Genomic DNA, 17,943 nt, shown 5'->3' with positions numbered 1-17,943 from the left:
GGAAACAGGGCGTTTGTTTAAGTCCTGTTTTTTTCCAGTATTGCAGCACTTTCCACAGGAAGGCTGAGAGAAATGATGGCCTTACAGCAGAACATCATTCCTTTCGATCGCGCCGTTTGTTATGTATGGTATTTTGTTTTTGGTTTTCAATCCTGTAAGAATATTTGCACTTTTCATGCGATGCAGCCGGCATCCGGTATTCGCCGCCTTTCATATGTTGCTCGCACAAACGTGTCAAAACGAACAATTAATAGCTTTCATACCGCCGAAAGCGCCACACAGAAAACATGGCCAGAAGCAGAATACACAAAATGGAAAATGCGAGTGACCACCCGAAATAATCCGCCCTTTCTCCGTGAAGAAGGATATGCTCTGCCTGCTTGCAAAGCTCAGCAGGAAGCCACTTCGCACCCTCAGGAAATAGCGAGGCAACAAAGGAAACGGCAGCTGTCAGCCCAATTCCAAAAGCCGCGGCTGCTCCTAAAGATCGAAACATCGTGCTTCCGGCAAGGCCGGCAGTTACGATAAACATGATCCAAAGAGCGTAGAGGCCAAGACTTTCGGCAAAATGGCTGAATGATGTGTGCTCAAACAGCAGCCGGACGTAATAATAAGCAAGTCCGTATCCAGCTGCAAACGATACGATCCCAATCACGCTTTGGATGAGCCATTTGCTCATTATATAATGGACTGCCCTCACAGGCCGCGACATGATCAGTGACGTTATCCCTTGGTTTCTTTCATTCGCCACGCTCCCCATTACACTAAAGATGACCAGAGCCATGCCCAGCGTGTTGAATTGAGAAAGCGTGCTGACCATCACTTCAGGTCCGGAAGGCGTCGTAAAACTGATTTTCATGCCGTCAGGAAGGTTTCCTCCGTGTTCAATGATTTCCGGCAGATAATAAATGGTCAGCGGCTGTGTCAGTCCTACAATCATCATCGCAATCGGCAGCCAGATCAGCTTGCCGCTCTTCCACCCTTCCAGCCATTCTTTCTGCAATAATGTCATCGTTACCTTCATGCGTGCACCACCTTTAAATAGACGTCTTCAAGAGATTCCGTTTTCTGTTCAAACCGAGTGATGGTCAATCCTGCACGGATACAATCACTCAGCAATGTCCGGCCATCTTGTATACCCGGCAGCTCAAAAACAGCTTGAGACGGATTGATATAGACAATAGCTGAGACATAAGGCTGCTCTTCAAGCCAGCCCTTAAGCTTTTCTTTTACAGCAAGGATAAATACATTCGTTTGATGCTGTTTTTTTAGCTGCTGTAACTCGCCATTCCATGAAACCTTCCCGTCTTTCATGATGACCACTTGATCACACACTTGCTCCGCATCGTGCAAAACATGGGTAGAAAACAGAACAGCCATATGCTTCTTCAGCTCCCGCATCATCTCCAGCACTTCGAACCGTCCAGACGGGTCAAGAGCAGACACCGGTTCATCCAAAATCAGCAGCTTCGGCTTATGGAGCAGCGCCTGTACCAGCCCAAGTCTTTGTTTCATGCCGCCTGAATAACTGCCGATTCTGGTATGCGCTGCTTCCTGCAAACCAACGAATTCCAGCATCCTTCCGATCTCCTCTTGGCACTTTTTCTTCGAAAGACCGGACAGTCTCCCCGCAAATGTTAAAAATTCGGCTGCCGTCATCCACGAATAGAAAGCCGGATACTGCGGGAGGTAGCCAATCAAACGCCGATCGATTTTTTTCTCTCCTAACATCTTGATTGTTCCAGAAGTTGGTGAAAGCAGCCCGGCCAGCATTTGCAGCGTTGTGGTTTTACCGGCTCCATTTGGTCCTAATAGTGCGACACACTCGTTTTCATTCACATGAAAACTGATATTTTCTACAGCTTGATGGTGCCGGTACGATTTGTATAATGACTCAATAGACAGCATGCCCGATCACCTTTGCTTTCTGCCGACGGTAAAAAATAAAATCGGTCCAATAATATTGATACACACAATGACCGCTGCCCACATCCACTTTGGCCCGTTTGTCCGCTCTTCCTTTATACAGCTGATAAGCGCAAACACTGCCAAAACCAACTGTAATACAATCAGCGGCAAAATCATTTCCCAAGAAATATTCATGGCTTAATCCCCCTTTTCTGCCGGTCCGGTTTAATGACAAAAAAGTAATAGCAAATGATCGGCATCGGTGCTTGAATCAATCCGACAATCCCCCAAACCCATGCCATGCGATCCCGTTTTTTGGCATCAATAAACAAAAAGATTCCCTGTGCCAATACGATAAGATAAGCCACCACAACCCCGACAATTTCTGTTTGTGTCATCGGCGCTCCACCTCGCATTCGCCGAGATTTCTTTTTTTCTCAGCAATAATCAAAATCGGTAATACCGTAAGCACACAAACCTGAAGCACAATAAATACAGTGAAAGCCTGAGTGAACGCTAGAATTGCCGCACTCACAACCATCATGGCGCAAAGTACAAATAAGATGATCTCTTTCAGCAGTTTTTTTCTTCGTTCAGCTCTCATTTGTAACAGTTGGCGGAGCAGTTCTTTTTGATCGGGTACAGAAGGATTGGCTGCTTGATCTATTTTCTGCCATTCTGATTTTAAATGATGAGAAAGCTGTTCTTTATTCATCGTTCCACTCCTTTCTGATTTGCCTAAGCCCTTTATGAACTCTGGACTTCACAGTGCCTTCTTTAATCCGCAGCATCAGCCCGATTTCGGCGTAGGTATAGCCGTAGTAATGCCTTAATAAAACCGGTGTGCGCATTTTAGGGTCAAGCATCGAAAACAGATCGAGCGTTTCGCTCCATTCTTCTCCTTTAACCGAGACGTCCCACTTGATCTTGCGGATTGTTTCCTCCGCAACCGTCTGATTCCGTTTCCATTCTCTCTTTCTCTTTTTCTGGTAATCAAGGTAGAGTCTCGATGCAATGGAGATCAGCCAGGTGGAGAATTTGGAACGGCCCTGGAAGCTTCCTAAGTGAATGTACCCTTTCAGAAAGGTTTCCTGAACAAGTTCCTCGCTGAGATCTGGATGGAGGGAAAGCTTTAACAAGTATTTATATAAAAATGAATAATGATAATGGAAAAGGGCTGTAAACGCCTCGTCGTTTCCCTCTTTCGCCTGCTGAATCAGCTGCTGTTCTTCATATGCATCCAATGGCCGCGATCCCCCTTTTTTTGTTCTTCTGTCTTATGAGACGACACCGGATTCAAAAGCGTTCAGCTTTTTTACAATTCTTTTCAACCCATTGACAGATCAATCTCCACGGCCGTTTGGCTGTACATCTGCATTTGTAAACCCCCTTATAGTCTGTTAAGCTATGACTTTATGTCGATTTGAAAATAACATCCAATATGGAGGACAATGCATTGAAAGTAGAAAGGCGAACGATTGAATATATTCCGAATGAAGAAAGACATGGTAAAGCAAAAGATTTATTTCCCGTATGGTTCGGGGCTAATATGCATATCACAACGTTGGTGACCGGTACGATTCCCGTTGCAATGGGACTTAATCTATTTTGGAGTGTTGCCGCTATTATTTGCGGAACCTTAATCGGTGCCATATTTATGGCTTCTCATTCCGCGCAAGGCCCTCAGCTCGGCATCCCGCAAATGATTCAAAGCCGTGCCCAATTCGGCGTAATCGGAGCGATTCTTCCCCTCTTCTTAGTTATGTTTATCTACCTTGGTTTCTTCGCAAGCAGCACGATTCTGGCGGCTGGAACCTTAAGCAGCTTTATCCCCATCCCGGGCTCATGGAGCATTATAGGCTTAAGCGCCGTATGTTTTTTACTCACGATTTTTGGCCATGATTTAATTCACAAAATGCAAAAAATCCTTTCTTGGACCTCTTTTGCTGTGTTTTTTGCTGCAACAATACTCATTTTTCAACTGCCGATCCCGGCAGGCAGCTGGATTCCCGGTGCGATTAATCTGCCAGTTTTCTTAGTGGCAGTCAGCGCAGTCGCAACATGGCAGCTTGCCTATGCACCGTATGTTGCCGATTATTCAAGATATCTGCCAATTAAAACATCAGCGTCTAAAACATTTTGGTACAGCTATGCAGGTACATCTGTCAGCTCCATCTGGATGATGCTGCTCGGTGCTTTGCTGACAACAGCACTGCCTGACTTTACAGCAAACTCAGGCAGCCAGATTGTGCAGTTGTTCGGACCCTTCTCGTTCATTATGCTGATCATTGTGTTATTTGGACAAATGGCGATCAATGTCTTTAACCTGTATGGCGCTTTCATGTCGACGACAACAACGCTGGAGCCGTTTCTGAAGCTAAAGGTCACGCCCAACGTCAGAATCATCATGATCCTCGGCGTCACGCTTGTCGGTACAGTTTTAAGCCTTCTCGGGCAAAGTAATTTTATGGAGCTGTTTTTGAATTTTATCTTTTTCATCAGCTACTTCTTAATTCCTTGGACGGCAATCAATTTAGTCGATTACTACTTCGTTCGCCACGGGAGCTATCAAGTCAAAGCCATGTTCGATATGAACGGGCCGTACGGAAAGGTCAATTGGATTACCACGATTGCGTTCGTCCTGTCCATCTTGCTAGAAATTCCGTTTATCAATACGTCCTTTTACATTGGGCCGCTGGCCAAAATGTTTGGGGGCGGAGACATCGCATGGATTGTCGGCTTGGCCGTGCCTTCTGTGCTTTACTATGTATTAATGAAACCTCGTCTGAAAAAACAGGCGGGCTATCAAGAAAAGCTGTCTTCTCTATGAAGACAGCTTTTTATCATTCAAATCGTTTCCATACGCGAGGCAGCATGTCAGAAAGCTCGTGTGCGAGCAGCGTATGAGCGGAATGCTCATCCGTCCAAAGCTCAGCGCACACACCGTGCAGATAGACTGCGTTTAATATCGCGTGTTTCGGATCATGATGACAGCAGAGCATGCCCAATATCATGCCCGTCAGCGTATCACCGGTTCCGCCCTTGGCGAGTGCCCCGCTTCCAGTTTGGTTAAGCCAGCAATCACCGTCGGGAAACGCGATAACGGTTTGATTTCCCTTTAATACAATGACAGCTTGCAGCTGAGCCGCCCATTCCTTCGCGTATTCTGCTCTTTTGTTTTGTAATTCTTTCACCGGCACCCCCGTCATGCGAGAAAACTCACCCGGGTGCGGTGTGAGGATAATGGGCGCCTCTCGTTTCGGGTATGTGCGCTTTACCAGCGCTCCGGCATCCAAAATGACGGGGCAATCCGCCGCAAGAACATGATCAACTGCCTGCTGTACGCTTTCGGTTTGCGGCAGACCCGGTCCAATGGCGATGGCTCGGTACGCCTCTTCAAGCTGAGAATCAGCCGTTTTTTTCCAGCCGTCACGCCAATAGGTCGCCTCAGGCAGAACAGGCACAATCAGCGGGATCACGCTTTCAGATGTACCAATGACCAGCTTTCCGAGACCGCTGCGCATCGCCCCAAGCCCCGCAAGAATCGACGCGCCCGGCATGTCGTCGCTTCCCGCCAGCAGCAAAGCTGTACCGAATGTACCTTTATGGCTCTCCGCCTTTCTTTCAGGGAGTGATGCCCTCACATGCTCTTCACTCCAGACTGGAACATTCATCTCTATCCCTCCTCTGTTTTCTCTTCCTATTTTTCCTGTACCTTTTCTATTTCAAACAAAAAAGACAGCCTGAAGGGCTGTCTTTTATTTTACAGGAACATCAAGATGATACAGGCGGCGATATCGTTCATTTCCTGCCAGCAGTTCCTCATGCGTTCCTTCCATTTCTGTTTTTCCATTTTCAAGAAACACGATTTTATCGGCCGCTTCCACTCCTGCGAGGTGATGCGTAATCCATAAGATCGTTTTTCCTTTCAACACTTCAAACACCGTTTCCATCAGCTCGCGTTCAGTGATAGGGTCGAGGCCGACTGTCGGCTCATCAAGGATGATGATCGGCGTATCCTGCAGCAAAATCCGAGCGAGTGCGATTCGCTGGCGCTCTCCTCCGGAAAACCGGATGCCGGTTTCTTGAACGGAGGTATGATAGCCGTCAGGCAGTGATTCAATATAGTCATGCAGCTTCACCTGTTTTGCGGCGCGGCGCACATCTTCGTCGCTTGCCTCTCCGTTTCCAAGCCTGATGTTGTTCAGAATGCTTGTATCGAACAGATGCGGCTTTTGGTTTAACACAGCCACCGCGTCAGCAATCTGATCCTTTAACAGCGCTGTCTCTACTCCGTTTAACGTCACAAATCCTGCATCAGGTTTCAGGACGCCTTCAATTAAAGCGAGCGAGGTTGATTTTCCAGACCCGCTTCGGCCGAGCAGCGCCATTTTTTCCCCTTGGCGCAGAGTGAAGGAAAAATTGTGCAGCACCCAGCTGCTGTCATCATAAGAAAACGTCACATCGTGAAATGACAGTGTGACATCTTGAAGATCTAATGCTTCAGCTGCTAATTCCGGTTGTGATGCCTCCGGCTGAGCAGCCACTCTATTCATTCGTCTGATGGAATCCTGATAGCCGGGCACTTCGCCCAAAGCATCTGAAAGAGGAAGAAAGGCTTCCGTCAGCGGGAAGACCACAAGAACAAAAGCAGCAATCATTGTTTTAGCAAGGCCGCCGTCTGCATGCTGACCCGCCGTCCAAAACAGCATCATCAAAATAAGACCGGCGACAAGACATTGTGCAGCAAAGTCCCGCCACCTGATAAAGTGTTGCTTTTTCCGTTCAAGCTCAAACCAATCATGTTCCTCTTTTTCATAGGAATCAATAAATGCATGACGGCGGCCGCTGAACATCCAGTCGCTGACACCCATCACAGCATCTGTCAGACGACTGTACAGCATATTACGCCCGCTTTTCAGCTTCGCATTTTTGGCCCTTGTGACAAGCAAAGACACAATCGGAAACAGCACCACAAGAACAAATAAATAAAGCGCAAGCAATATAGCAAACGGCCATGAGAAGAACCCGAGCGCAATCACAGAAACAGCGTACAGAAGCAAGGCAGAAACAGCAGGAAAAATCGTTTTTAAGAAGGCATCCTGCAAATGCTCAATATCCTCAGACAAAATGCCGAGCATATCTCCTGTGCGAAAACGGGAACGCAGCATCAAGGCGCCTGGCTCAAGCATGTTGTAAAGACGGACACGCATGTCGGACACGATTTTCAAAATAATATGGTGCCCAACGAGGCGTTCCACATATCGTGACACAGACCGCGCAATCCCAAAGGTGCGCACAGCGACAATCGGCACATAAATGAGGAGAATATTCTCCGGTCTTGTCGCCGCCTTAGAGATCAAAAATCCTGAGGTGAACATAAGAAAAGCAGCAGAAAAAATCGTCACCGCACCCAAAAAGATGACCAGAACGAACAGACGGGCATTTTGCTTGATATACGGCAGAATCCATTCTTCTTTCTTCATGCTCTTTCCCCCAGTTGTGCCTCCACGAGTTTGGTATACACACCATTTTTCTTCAGCAATTCATCGTGAGTCCCGATTTCCGTAACCCTGCCCCCATCCAGCACGATAATTTCGTCCATATCGAGCATCCAGTGAAGGCGGTGAGTCGCGAGAAAGACGAGCTTATCCTCAAATAAATCCAGCATCGTTTCTTTTATTTCATATTCTGTTTCGATATCAAGGTGGGCAGTCGGCTCATCCAGCAGCAGAATCGGGCGGTTTCCCAAAAAGGCGCGGGCAAGTGCGACACGCTGCGCCTGGCCGCCGCTGAGCGCCCGGCCGCCTTCCCCAATTCGTCCCTCTAACCCATTCGGAAGCTTGTCCATCATCTCCGTCAGCCCCGCCGCGGCAGCGGCGTGGGCTGTATCCTCAGCAGAAGCGCTTGGATGATAAAAGCGAATGTTGTTCGCCAGCGTATCATCAAAAATGTACGGATGCTGCGGGATATAGAGAAGGTTTTTCTGCCAGCTGCCGTCCTGCAAATGGGACCTGCCTGAACCATTAACTTCTATCGTACCGCCATTTGGTTCCAAAAAACCGCCGAGAATATCAATTAATGTTGATTTTCCGGCACCGCTTGCTCCGATGATGCCGATTTTTTTCTTCCCTTTGAATGATAGATCAATATCGGACACCGATCGGCCGACTGACACGCCTGACAGCTTCAACTCATCTCGATTAGACCATGCCCCAAGCTGAAGCGGCGCTTCTTCTTTAAAGCCAGGCTGCGACAAAATCTCTTGAATAGCTTTGCCTGCTTCCTGCCCGTTCAGCGTTGCATGATAATCATTCCCCACTTCCCGTACTGGCAGAAAATATTCAGGCGCGAGAATAAGCGCCGTTAAAGCGGGACCAAGCAAAATATCTCCTTCAATGAGACGCAGGCCCAAAAATACTGCGACTGTCGCCACCGACAGCATTGTAAAAAAATCGAGTGCAAAGGAAGATAAAAATGCCACTCGAAGCGTGCTCATCATTGCTTTGCGATATCGCTCACTCACGTAGAAAATATTTTTGCTGTGCGACTTGCTCAAACCTAGGAAACGCAATGTCTCCAGCCCGCGAAGAGAATCAACAAAATGGTTGGAAAGTCTCTGATAGGATTTCCACTGACGATCCGCCTTTCTCTGTGCGACAAGGCCGAGGAGAATCATAAAGATGATCAGAATCGGCAAAGCAGCGACTAAGATGACAGCTGATGTCCGGTCCTGAAAGAACACATAAATGACAACCGCCGCAGGCACAATGGCCATGCTGACCATTTTCGGGAGAAACAGCTCCAAGTAGCGGCGGAACTGGCTGATGCCTTCCATCGCCAGCGTCACCATTTGCCCCGTTCCCTCTTTCTTAGCAAAGCGAGGGCCTAACCGGAACAGCTGATCAAGAAAACTTCTTCTCAAATCGGCCCCTGTCCGGGCGGCATATTGATAGACCATTTTCTGGCGCGCCACCGTCACCGCGTGCCGTGCGACAAAAGCGATGAGGAAAAAGCCGATCACCGGGAACAGGGAGGCTATACTCTTCCCGTTGAACAGCCCGGTTACGGCTTTACTCAGCCACTCTGCCTGCATAATAATCGCGGCTGTCTGAATTAGCGTTAAACAAATAATCACAGTGAGAATCCGCTTCATTCCTTTATATCGAAACAGGTCTTTTCCCATTAATAAGTCATAGGCTCCTTATGACTGACGCGCTTCCGGAAGACGTAGTAGCTCCAGATCTGACTGCCGATGACAAACGGCAATAGCGTTAATGCTGCAATTGACATCACTTTAAGCGAATAATCCCCGGAAGAAGCGTTAGCTACTGTTAAATCGTACGCGCTTTGCAGCGAACTGACCATGACCCGAGGGAATAAGGAAATAAAGATCATTCCTACAGTCAGCGCCAGCCCTGCGCCTGTCATCCCAAATGTCCAGCCGTCTTTTTTCTTACGGATAAATACAGCTGCAAGCATAAAGCAGATGACGATCAAAATAACGAGCGGGATGGTAATCTCGCCGCGGCGAGTAAACATGTCTGTCTGATAGGCAGAAAGAGCCGCGAAGGCAAGAACCGCCACAAAAACAACACTCATTATCTTTTGCGCCATTTTTCGGGCGCGTTTTTGCAAATCACCAATCGTGCGCAGCGTGATAAACATTAATCCATGCTGGAAGCAAAGAAGTGTTACGGTCACACCGCCAAGTACAGAGTATACATTTATATAATCGGCTAGATGTGCGTGAATGTTCATATCGGCATCAATCGGCATTCCTCTGAATAATGTCGTGAACAGCACACCAAGCACAAACGGGGGAATCAGACTGCCGAAGAAAACAACCCAGTCCCAAACCTTTACCCATTTTAAATGTTCGACCTTGCCGCGGAACTCAAACGCGACCCCGCGGCCCATTAACGCAAGCAGCACAACGACAAACGGAATGTAATAACCGCTCAGCATCGTTGCATACCAGTTCGGAAACGCTGCGAAAATGGCGCCTGCACCAGTCAAAAGCCATACTTCATTTGCGTCCCAAAACGGTCCGATCGTATTGATCAGCACTCTGCGTTCTAATTCATTATGGCCAAGAAAACGTGTCGCCATGCCGACACCGAAATCAAAGCCTTCCAAAAAGAAAAATCCTACAAACAATACAGCAACGAGTATAAACCAAAGATCATGAAGAGATGCCATGGTATACCTCCTGACTAAATGGGTCTGTTGATACAGGAACATCATGATGATCACTATGATCTGCACCTTTTTTAATTTCACGGATGAACAAGAAGACAAGCAGTGCACCCAGAATCATATACATGACACCGAAGGCGATAATTGAGAATAACAATGAGCCTGCCGTTACGTTAGGCGACACAGATTGAGCAGTTGTCATCAAGCCCATGACTGTCCACGGCTGACGTCCGATTTCCGTCATAACCCAGCCCGCAGAGTTCGCGATAAACGGGAAGGAAATCAATGCGATCATGATGCGCAAATACCATTTGCTCGTTTCAAGCTTTTTGCGGCGGTTTAACCAAAGCCCGCCTAACGCAGCAAGAATCATGACAACACCTGCGCCAACCATGATGCGGAAGCTCCAGAATGTCGTTTTTACGGGCGGAATGTAGTCACCTTTTCCGTATGTTTTTTCATACTCAGCCTGAAGTGTTTTCATCCCTTTGACACTTCCGCTGAATTTCTGATAAGCCAAGTAACTCAAAGCATAAGGAACTTCGATTTCATTTGAGCTTTTTTCATTTTTTGTATCGATCGTAGCAAAAGCGGTCCAAGCAGCAGGGTCACCGCTGTCTTCCCATAAGCCTTCACTGGCAGCCATTTTCATCGGCTGTGATTCCATTAAATGCTCAGCCTGCATGTGTCCGCTCAGGCCGACGCCGAGACCGGCACAAAGGCCGACGATCATTGCGATTTTAAAAGATTGTTTAAAGAACGGCACTTCTTTTTTCTTCAATAGTTTAAAAGCACTCACTCCGGCGATAAAGAAAGCCCCTGTCGCAAGCGCCCCAAAAATGACGTGCGGGAATTCAACCCAAAGCTGCGGGTTTGTAATCAGCGCGGCAAAGTCATTCATTTCCGCGCGGCCGTTTTTGATTGTAAAGCCGACCGGCTCCTGCATAAAGGAGTTCGCTGTTAAAATCCAGAAAGACGACATAATCGTTCCGAATGACACGAGCCAAATGCAGAGAGCGTGAATTTTTTTCGGCAGGCGATCCCATCCGAAAATCCATAATCCGATAAAAATAGATTCCATAAAAAATGCCAATAATGCTTCAATCGCTAGCGGAGCGCCAAATACATCTCCGACAAAACGAGAATAATCAGACCAATTCAGTCCAAACTGGAATTCTTGCAAAATCCCCGTTACAACACCGACAGCGAAATTTATTAAAAATAAGTGTCCCCAAAACTTTGCCATCTTGAGGTACAGCTCATTTTTCTTCACAAGATAAAGAGTCTCCATCAACGCAACCATAAACACAAGCCCGATAGACATCGGCACGAACAAGAAGTGAAACAACGTTGTTGATGCAAATTGAATGCGGGCTAATACCAATTCACTCATGCTTTCTCCTCCATTTCCCGTTGAAACTGCATTTACTTTGCTCACTACTTCACATATAAAACCGGATACTTTGATCAGTAATTCACAAAATAGACGAAAAAAATATATTGCTCAATATTTCACAAACATGTCAAAAAGCCATTCCATATGATGCTAGATTGCCAGACTGACCAAATGACACATTCTTTAACTGGTTCATATTAAGTACTTTACAACGATTTATTTTAAAAAGAAAGCCCAAAATAATTAAAAAGACCTAAATGATGTGACGGATTGTTGTCTGTTTTGTTGCTGATTTATGGCGGACGCTAGGATAAATGACCCTTTTTTATCGTACATCAACACATTGTTTCTTGCGAATAAAATGCTTGGCAGGCTCTTGTGTTCATTTCTCATTACTCTGTCATAGGCCGATTTTAGTCAGATTGTCTCTTTCCTGGTGAACCGAAAAGTTGTGACAAGCTGAATAGTACATTTTTAATATATCCATTATTTGAATTTTTCAGTATGATTAACGTAGTGAACAATTCAATGCATCAAGAATAGGGGGAGGTTTTTCAATGGAAGAGCTTCAAACACAAGTGCAGTTGCAAACGGATACAATTTATAAAGGATTTCGAAAAGAAAATGTGTTTGCCAAAGCCATGAATATAAAAGTAGGCATCATACCGCTTCCTGTGTATGTCTTGCTGTTTATATTAATCACCGTATTTGTTATGCATCACAATGTAAAAAGCGACATTTTGACATCCATTGCCGTTATGGCATTTTTCGGGTTTACCTTTGCCCAAATCGGCAAATCGATACCGATTGTTCGTTCAATCGGCGGCCCTGCCATCCTAGCTACTTTTATTCCGTCCGCTGTCGTCTACTATCACCTGCTGCCTAATGATATCGTCAAATCCACCACAGAATTTACAGAAAACTCAAACTTTCTATACTTATTTATCGCCGGGATTGTCGTCGGAAGCATCCTCGGCATGAAAAGAGAAACACTCATAAAAGCATTCATGAAAATCTTTATTCCGCTTATTGCCGGTTCTGTCGCGGCTGCTCTTGTCGGTCTGGCTGTCGGCACAATTCTTGGGCTCGGATTCCAGCACACACTGCTGTACATCGTCATTCCTATCATGGCTGGCGGTGTCGGAGAAGGCGCTATCCCGCTGTCGATCGGCTATTCTGACATCATGCCTATGTCTCAAGGAGAAGCGTTCGCCCTTGTTCTGCCGTCAATTATGCTAGGCAGCCTGTGCGCGATCATTCTAGCGGGTTTGCTGAATAGAATTGGAAAGAAAAAACCGGAATGGACAGGCAACGGTAAAGTGGATCGGTCAGAACAAGAGTCCCCTGCGCTGCAGAAATCACAAAGCGGACAGCAAATGTTCAACCTTTCTTTATTTGCGTCAGGCGGAATTCTTGCAGTCTCTTTATACTTAGTTGGCATGCTCGCTCACGACTTTTTCAGTTTCCCCGCACCTGTTGCGATGCTGTTGCTGGCTGTCCTGATTAAGCTGTTCAGATTGGCGCCTGCCTCAATCGAAAATGGCGCATTTGGAGTGTCCCGCTTCTTTTCAACTGCTGTGACCTATCCGCTGCTCTTTGCAATCGGAGTATCCATGACGCCGTGGGACAAGCTTATCGCCGCCTTTAATATCAGCAATATTATTACGATTTTGTCTGTCGTTATAACCATGATGGTCGTCGGCTTTTTCACCGGAAAATGGCTGAACATGTACCCGATTGAAACCGCTATTATCAATGCGTGCCATTCAGGACAAGGCGGCACCGGGGACGTCGCTATTTTAAGCGCCGCAGAAAGGCTTGAATTAATGCCATTCGCCCAGGTATCCACCCGAATCGGGGGAGCGATTACAGTGTCCTTAACCTTATTGCTGCTGCATCTATTTTATTGAGACACCTCAAGCAAGTTCTTCGCAAATCGGAAGAACTTGCTTTTTTTGCATGTCAGTGTTTTTCCAACTTCCCGCATCATGCTATAGTAATAGTTGGAAATACTAGATAGAAAGGACTCTGGCATGCCTATGGGAACACATCTATTTCTTTTTGCGATTCTCGGGCTGGGACTTTATTTTATATCAGCCCTCGCAGCAAAACTCATTCCGGCCATAGACTTTTGGATTGATATTGTTCTGTGGATCGGCGCTGCTGTTTACATCTTCTCTCATCAATCATTTATGGACGGTATTATCTCGATTGCGATCATGTTCACCTGCTACTGGACCGCAATGGATCTCACTGTTTCAGAGCAGGCAGCAAAACCTTCCGGGGATTGGGAGGAAGTCGAGCTTGCCAGAAACAAAACACGCCTCCTGTCAGACATCACACTGACAGCCGTCGTGTTTGCGGGCGCCGTTATTTTTTTCATCTATGGGCCTGACCCAAGCCCCCTCAAATATGTGATCCTTTTCGGCATGATTTCCGGCGGAGGGGCACTGGTGAAACGAATATGGAATGTTTTTAGTGCGAACGTTATGTATTCAGCTTCCTTAGAAACATTGCACATCAGCTCTCGTTATGAAACCCGTACATACCCGCTTTCTGATTTGAAAGACATTCAGCTTGAATCTACGGTTGATCTTTTAAAGCTCCATCCGCTTTTGACAATGTATTCATCCCGTTTAGATCTGACAACAAGCTTTCAGCAAGTCATCAAACTGTCTTTTCCTGGTGAAACACTATTTCTGACGGTAAAAGAACCGCAAAGATGGAAAGCAATCTTCGGCGAATACATCGATTCAGAAAACAACGAGAACACTGTGATTTCTGTTTTGCCGTTTTATCATAGAAAAAATGTGAAGCGGCTGCTTGGGAAGCTGTATTTTGCTGTCAGCGTAAAAGGCGTATCAGCATATGGGTTATTGGTGCTTGCTTTATACGCACTACATGCCTCTCCATGGATCATGGCTGGTGCTGTGATGCTGTACTGGGTATTCAACATGTATCTGTCAGACCGTGTGCTGCGGGCGGCAATGGATGCCAAGCCTTGTCATCAGCCGCACGTACAGGCAGCGGCCGACAAGATTTTTCGCAAGGCCGGCATTTCCCATGTCCGCATATATGAAACGGAGAGTGAAGATTACAACGGAATGGCAGTGGGCATGAATGTCGGAAGGTCAATGGTTATTTTGACGAGCGCTACCCTAACCCTTCCGCTGCATGTTATCGAAGGCATTCTGGCCCATGAGGCAATTCATATTAAAAAACGCGATGTTCTGTCATCACAACTTTTGCGTTTTCTATATCTCGGAGCCGTCGTGGGGATCATCCTCCTCATTGAGCAGCATATCACCCATCCGCAGGCTCACAAAGTGACACTTTGGGTTTTCATTATGGCCATCATCATCCTATTTCAGCTCTATCAATCCTTTTGTTCACAGTGGATGGAGGTTCGTGCTGACAACCTTGGCGCATCAATGCTGGAAGGCGGGTACAAACAAATGGCCGAGGCCTTGAGGATCTTGGCGGTTCGGCAGGATGAGGATACACAAAAACGAAGCGCTTACAGCTCTGAAGCAGACGAGGACGAGCTTACCATCGACTCTCTCACACGCGATAAAAGCTGGTTTTTCAGATTAATTGATTTTCAGTTCGCTCCTCATCCCCCTATGTATTGGCGTGTCAGCACATTATTGTCTAACAGAGGCCAGGGAGTAGTAAAGCGCTGGCTCAGAGACCGGCTGAAAGAGTCCGTCTCTTTGAAATGAAACCGATCAGCGTTTGACCCGTATAACAAATATGGTGAAACAAGGGAGTGATGAGAAGTGATGGTGATCATTTTATTGATTATCTCTATTATTGTTTTTCTTTACATCATTCAGCCGCAGCCTTCGAAAAATAGAAGCCGTCAGCAAGCGGATAGCGGGTTTTTCGGTTATTCAGACAACGGCTCGCATCATGATGGATGCGGCAGTGACGGAGGTTTCAGCGATTCCGGCTGCGGGGGCGGCGATTGAGCGCCGCCTTTTTTCATTTCATTGATTCGATATACGCACCAAAAGACGCACCCGACATGCCCGGCGACACGCGTACGCGATGGAGAGCATGCATTCCTTGGTCTCTCGATGCCGCGCCTGGTTCTGTCGTCACGCCCATTTGATAGCCCGTATCTTTGGCGGCCTTCAGCGTCTCCTCATTGTAGCGCCCTACCGGATAGCTGATGATAGAAGTTTGCTGATGAAACATCTGATCAAACAGTTTTTTCGAATCATCCATCTCACTATGCTGCTGTTCAGGCGTTAACCCATTCAGCTCAAGATGGTCAATCGTATGGCTTTCAATCGATACGCCATGCTTCGCCATTTCCTTCATTTGCTTCTCTGTCAGATGATTTTTATGTCCAATCGATTTGCCTATCATAAAAATTGTCGCCTTCATTCCGTACTTTTTTAGCACTGGATACGCATCTTGATAATTGTCGGTGTATCCGTCATCCAATGTAATCAATACGCATTTCTCACTCGGCTTTTTATCCTGTGTCAGCATGAGGTACGCTTCTTTGGGCGTTAATGTCCGATAGCCGTTTTCGTGAAGCCACTTCATATGCGCTTCGAACTCTTCCTTCGGGACACGGAGGCTGTTTCCAGAGGAAATGCTATGGTACATCAAAATCGGCAGCTTTGCCGGTTTCTCTGTTTTGATCCATGCGGACGTATCGTCTTCTTTTTTCTGAACATGCACTGCCTTTTTTTCCGGTTTCTTTTGTTCAGCTTTCGGCATCTGAGGCTCCGTGTTTGCCTCTTGATCAGCGCAAGCCGCGAGAGCCAAGCAGCTTCCTAAAAGAAAAATGCTTAGAATAAAACGTTTCAATCGATTCCCTGCTTTCTGTCTATTTCTTCCTCCTTTTTCATCGGTTGATTTATTGGATTTTCAAGAACAACTTTAAAACACACATGATAATTGAATACGGAAGAAATCGAATCGTTTACTTGCAATAAAAAATGATATAAAGAGGAATCGATTTGAAACCGAACAAAAAGAGAGCGCGTAAACCACTCTCTTTTCAATATTTTCCAGATGTTAACAGGCAGCACAGTGATGAAACCTATGATTGGAACACTGTTTTCCTACGCCTCGCAGCCGCTAGCTCTGCTTGTATTCTGATTTTTGTGGTCACCCTTTTAGAAACCACGTACGCAAAAACCATAAACGACTTCTCCCATCCGCATACCATACCTCCCCTTTTTTTATGTGAATCGCAAAAAGGGCACTCGAGAGTTTTGAACTCAACGAATTCTCACTTCTGTCTCACTGTCAAAGAAATGGCCTTTATTCATGTCAAACGCAACCGTCAGTTCATCACCTGATTGAATATCGAGACGGGCGTCAATCCGTGCGATGAAGTCTTGGCTGCCGATCTGCGAATAAATCATGATCTCAGAACCGAGCAGCTCCGCGACATTGATTTTCGCTGTAATGGAAGAGTCCTTATACGATTCCACGACAATCAATTCATCATGAATATTTTCAGGACGGATGCCGAAAATGACCTCTTTGCCGATGTAGCCTTTTTCCCGCAGCACCTTCATTTTCCCTTCCGGCACGGTTAATGCCGCAGAACCGATTTTGATGACACTGTCCGTCAGCTTCCCTTTGAAAAAATTCATCGCTGGTGAGCCGATAAAACCGCCGACAAATACGTTTTCAGGGAATTCATATACTTCCTTTGGCGTCCCGATCTGCTGAATTTTCCCGTCTTTCATAACGACGATTCGTGTCGCCATCGTCAACGCTTCTGTCTGGTCATGCGTCACGTAAATTGTTGTGGTTTGCAGCCTCTGATGGAGCTTAATAATTTCCGCCCGCATTTGCACCCTCAGCTTTGCGTCCAGATTCGACAAAGGCTCATCCATCAGGAACACCTTTGCATCCCGCACAATTGCACGGCCTAGTGCGACCCGCTGTCTCTGACCTCCGGAAAGCGCTTTCGGTTTGCGATGCAAATAGTCCTCCAGCCCGAGAATTTTAGCGGCCTCTTCCACCCTTTTCTTGATTTCTGGCTTTGGCATTTTTCGAAGCTTCAGTCCGAATGCAATATTATCGTAGACCGTCATATGGGGATAAAGCGCGTAGTTTTGAAATACCATCGCGATGTCCCTATCCTTTGGCGCCACATCGTTGACCCGTTTTCCTTCAATATAAAAATCACCTTTCGAAATTTCTTCAAGGCCCGCGACCATCCGCAGCGTCGTTGATTTCCCGCAGCCGGACGGGCCGACAAATACGATAAATTCCTTATCGTCAATATGAAGGTTAAAGTCGTCAACAGCCGCTTCCTTCTGATCATAGTATTTATAAATGTGCTCCATCCGCAATTCAGCCATTTCACATCCCCCTTTTTATGTAAACGCTTTCCTGAATTGAGTGTAACAACCTTTTCCTACCACGGGAATAGGCAGCTTTCATAAAATCAACCAGCTATTTTT

17 protein-coding genes are annotated in these 17,943 nt (G+C 46.5%); 4 read left to right on the top strand and 13 right to left on the bottom strand.

The genetic code is table 11. The annotated features are described in order from the left end of the window. Positions 1-247: 247 nt before the first annotated feature. The 6 genes from BTW01_RS14570 to sigY are packed head-to-tail and all read right to left on the bottom strand — an operon-like array spanning position 248 to position 3,152. Entirely contained in the window at positions 248-1,024 is a 777-nt protein-coding gene (locus tag BTW01_RS14570) for an ABC transporter permease (protein ID WP_162103698.1), read from the bottom strand. After that, entirely contained in the window at positions 1,021-1,908 is an 888-nt protein-coding gene (locus BTW01_RS14565; RefSeq protein ID WP_162103696.1) for an ABC transporter ATP-binding protein, read from the bottom strand. Before BTW01_RS14565 ends, BTW01_RS14570 begins: the two co-directional genes overlap by 4 nt. 6 nt (positions 1,909-1,914) lie before the next feature. Then, positions 1,915-2,103, bottom strand: coding sequence for a sigma Y negative regulator YxlE (gene yxlE, locus BTW01_RS14560; protein WP_162103693.1), 189 nt, complete (start codon positions 2,101-2,103; stop codon positions 1,915-1,917). Beyond that, complete coding sequence (gene yxlD, locus BTW01_RS14555; protein ID WP_162103690.1) at positions 2,100-2,306, bottom strand: sigma Y negative regulator YxlD; 207 nt, start codon at positions 2,304-2,306, stop codon at positions 2,100-2,102. Before yxlD ends, yxlE begins: the two co-directional genes overlap by 4 nt. Further along, positions 2,303-2,623 (bottom strand): YxlC family protein, encoded by a 321-nt coding sequence (locus BTW01_RS14550; RefSeq protein ID WP_162103688.1) that lies wholly within the window; start codon positions 2,621-2,623, stop codon positions 2,303-2,305. The genes yxlD and BTW01_RS14550 overlap by 4 nt, the downstream gene beginning before the upstream one ends. Continuing rightward, positions 2,616-3,152 carry an RNA polymerase sigma factor SigY gene (gene sigY / locus BTW01_RS14545; protein ID WP_162103685.1) on the bottom strand — a complete coding sequence of 179 codons (537 nt, stop codon included), beginning with the start codon at positions 3,150-3,152 and terminating at the stop codon, positions 2,616-2,618. The genes BTW01_RS14550 and sigY overlap by 8 nt, the downstream gene beginning before the upstream one ends. 212 nt (positions 3,153-3,364) lie before the next feature. Here sigY and BTW01_RS14540 point away from each other — a divergent pair, with 212 nt between their 5' ends. Further along, the gene (locus BTW01_RS14540; RefSeq protein ID WP_162103682.1) at positions 3,365-4,738 is read left to right on the top strand and encodes a cytosine permease; all 1,374 of its coding nucleotides are present in this window, start codon (positions 3,365-3,367) and stop codon (positions 4,736-4,738) included. A 13-nt stretch (positions 4,739-4,751) separates the two neighbouring features. Here the strand turns inward: BTW01_RS14540 and BTW01_RS14535 are convergent, their stop codons facing one another. The 5 genes from BTW01_RS14535 to cydA all read right to left on the bottom strand — a co-directional run bounded on the left by BTW01_RS14535 (position 4,752) and on the right by cydA (position 11,500). Beyond that, positions 4,752-5,582: an NAD(P)H-hydrate dehydratase gene (locus BTW01_RS14535; RefSeq protein ID WP_162103681.1), complete on the bottom strand. Its 831-nt coding sequence runs from the start codon at positions 5,580-5,582 to the stop codon at positions 4,752-4,754. Positions 5,583-5,666: 84 nt separating this feature from the next. Beyond that, a complete protein-coding gene (gene cydC, locus BTW01_RS14530) occupies positions 5,667-7,394 on the bottom strand; it encodes a thiol reductant ABC exporter subunit CydC (RefSeq protein WP_162103679.1) in 1,728 nt (575 codons plus the stop codon). Further along, complete coding sequence (cydD, locus tag BTW01_RS14525; RefSeq protein ID WP_162103670.1) at positions 7,391-9,094, bottom strand: thiol reductant ABC exporter subunit CydD; 1,704 nt, start codon at positions 9,092-9,094, stop codon at positions 7,391-7,393. The genes cydC and cydD overlap by 4 nt, the downstream gene beginning before the upstream one ends. Further along, positions 9,094-10,110 carry a cytochrome d ubiquinol oxidase subunit II gene (cydB, locus tag BTW01_RS14520; protein WP_162103669.1) on the bottom strand — a complete coding sequence of 339 codons (1,017 nt, stop codon included), beginning with the start codon at positions 10,108-10,110 and terminating at the stop codon, positions 9,094-9,096. The genes cydD and cydB overlap by 1 nt, the downstream gene beginning before the upstream one ends. Further along, complete coding sequence (cydA, locus tag BTW01_RS14515) at positions 10,094-11,500, bottom strand: cytochrome ubiquinol oxidase subunit I (protein ID WP_162103668.1); 1,407 nt, start codon at positions 11,498-11,500, stop codon at positions 10,094-10,096. The genes cydB and cydA overlap by 17 nt, the downstream gene beginning before the upstream one ends. A gap of 560 nt (positions 11,501-12,060) precedes the next feature. On the opposite strand from cydA, the gene cimH reads away from it, so the two are divergent. From cimH to BTW01_RS14500, 3 genes are all read left to right on the top strand, one after another. Next, positions 12,061-13,413 (top strand): citrate/malate transporter CimH, encoded by a 1,353-nt coding sequence (cimH, locus tag BTW01_RS14510; protein WP_162103667.1) that lies wholly within the window; start codon positions 12,061-12,063, stop codon positions 13,411-13,413. A 123-nt stretch (positions 13,414-13,536) separates the two neighbouring features. Next, the gene (locus tag BTW01_RS14505; protein WP_162103666.1) at positions 13,537-15,225 is read left to right on the top strand and encodes a M56 family metallopeptidase; all 1,689 of its coding nucleotides are present in this window, start codon (positions 13,537-13,539) and stop codon (positions 15,223-15,225) included. Positions 15,226-15,282: 57 nt separating this feature from the next. Then, on the top strand, positions 15,283-15,474 hold the full coding sequence (locus tag BTW01_RS14500) for a hypothetical protein (RefSeq protein WP_162103665.1): 192 nt from the start codon (positions 15,283-15,285) through the stop codon (positions 15,472-15,474). A gap of 13 nt (positions 15,475-15,487) precedes the next feature. Here BTW01_RS14500 and BTW01_RS14495 read toward each other — a convergent pair whose 3' ends face one another. Together BTW01_RS14495 and msmX are read right to left on the bottom strand one after the other, a co-directional pair. Further along, positions 15,488-16,327, bottom strand: coding sequence for a polysaccharide deacetylase family protein (locus BTW01_RS14495; RefSeq protein WP_162103664.1), 840 nt, complete (start codon positions 16,325-16,327; stop codon positions 15,488-15,490). A 416-nt stretch (positions 16,328-16,743) separates the two neighbouring features. After that, the gene (gene msmX / locus BTW01_RS14490) at positions 16,744-17,841 is read right to left on the bottom strand and encodes a maltodextrin ABC transporter ATP-binding protein MsmX (RefSeq protein ID WP_162103663.1); all 1,098 of its coding nucleotides are present in this window, start codon (positions 17,839-17,841) and stop codon (positions 16,744-16,746) included. Positions 17,842-17,943 lie beyond the last annotated feature (102 nt).

Source organism: Bacillus sp. SKDU12, assembly GCF_010093085.1.
Lineage (GTDB): Bacteria > Bacillota > Bacilli > Bacillales > Bacillaceae > Bacillus > Bacillus mexicanus.
Note: the sequence above shows the minus strand (reverse complement) of the source record. Positions and strands in the feature narration are given on the sequence as shown.

Bases quoted from the DNA above. Each gene is read 5' to 3' on its own strand.
- BTW01_RS14570 (WP_162103698.1), bottom strand. From the start codon at position 1,024: ATGAAGGTAACGATGACATTATTGCAGAAAGAATGGCTGGAAGGGTGG.
- BTW01_RS14565 (WP_162103696.1), bottom strand. From the start codon at position 1,908: ATGCTGTCTATTGAGTCATTATACAAATCGTACCGGCACCATCAAGCT.
- yxlE (WP_162103693.1), bottom strand. From the start codon at position 2,103: ATGAATATTTCTTGGGAAATGATTTTGCCGCTGATTGTATTACAGTTG.
- yxlD (WP_162103690.1), bottom strand. From the start codon at position 2,306: ATGACACAAACAGAAATTGTCGGGGTTGTGGTGGCTTATCTTATCGTA.
- BTW01_RS14550 (WP_162103688.1), bottom strand. From the start codon at position 2,623: ATGAATAAAGAACAGCTTTCTCATCATTTAAAATCAGAATGGCAGAAA.
- BTW01_RS14535 (WP_162103681.1), bottom strand. From the start codon at position 5,582: ATGAATGTTCCAGTCTGGAGTGAAGAGCATGTGAGGGCATCACTCCCT.
- cydC (WP_162103679.1), bottom strand. From the start codon at position 7,394: ATGAAGAAAGAAGAATGGATTCTGCCGTATATCAAGCAAAATGCCCGT.
- cydD (WP_162103670.1), bottom strand. From the start codon at position 9,094: ATGGGAAAAGACCTGTTTCGATATAAAGGAATGAAGCGGATTCTCACT.
- cydB (WP_162103669.1), bottom strand. From the start codon at position 10,110: ATGGCATCTCTTCATGATCTTTGGTTTATACTCGTTGCTGTATTGTTT.
- cydA (WP_162103668.1), bottom strand. From the start codon at position 11,500: ATGAGTGAATTGGTATTAGCCCGCATTCAATTTGCATCAACAACGTTG.
- cimH (WP_162103667.1), top strand. From the start codon at position 12,061: ATGGAAGAGCTTCAAACACAAGTGCAGTTGCAAACGGATACAATTTAT.
- BTW01_RS14505 (WP_162103666.1), top strand. From the start codon at position 13,537: ATGCCTATGGGAACACATCTATTTCTTTTTGCGATTCTCGGGCTGGGA.
- msmX (WP_162103663.1), bottom strand. From the start codon at position 17,841: ATGGCTGAATTGCGGATGGAGCACATTTATAAATACTATGATCAGAAG.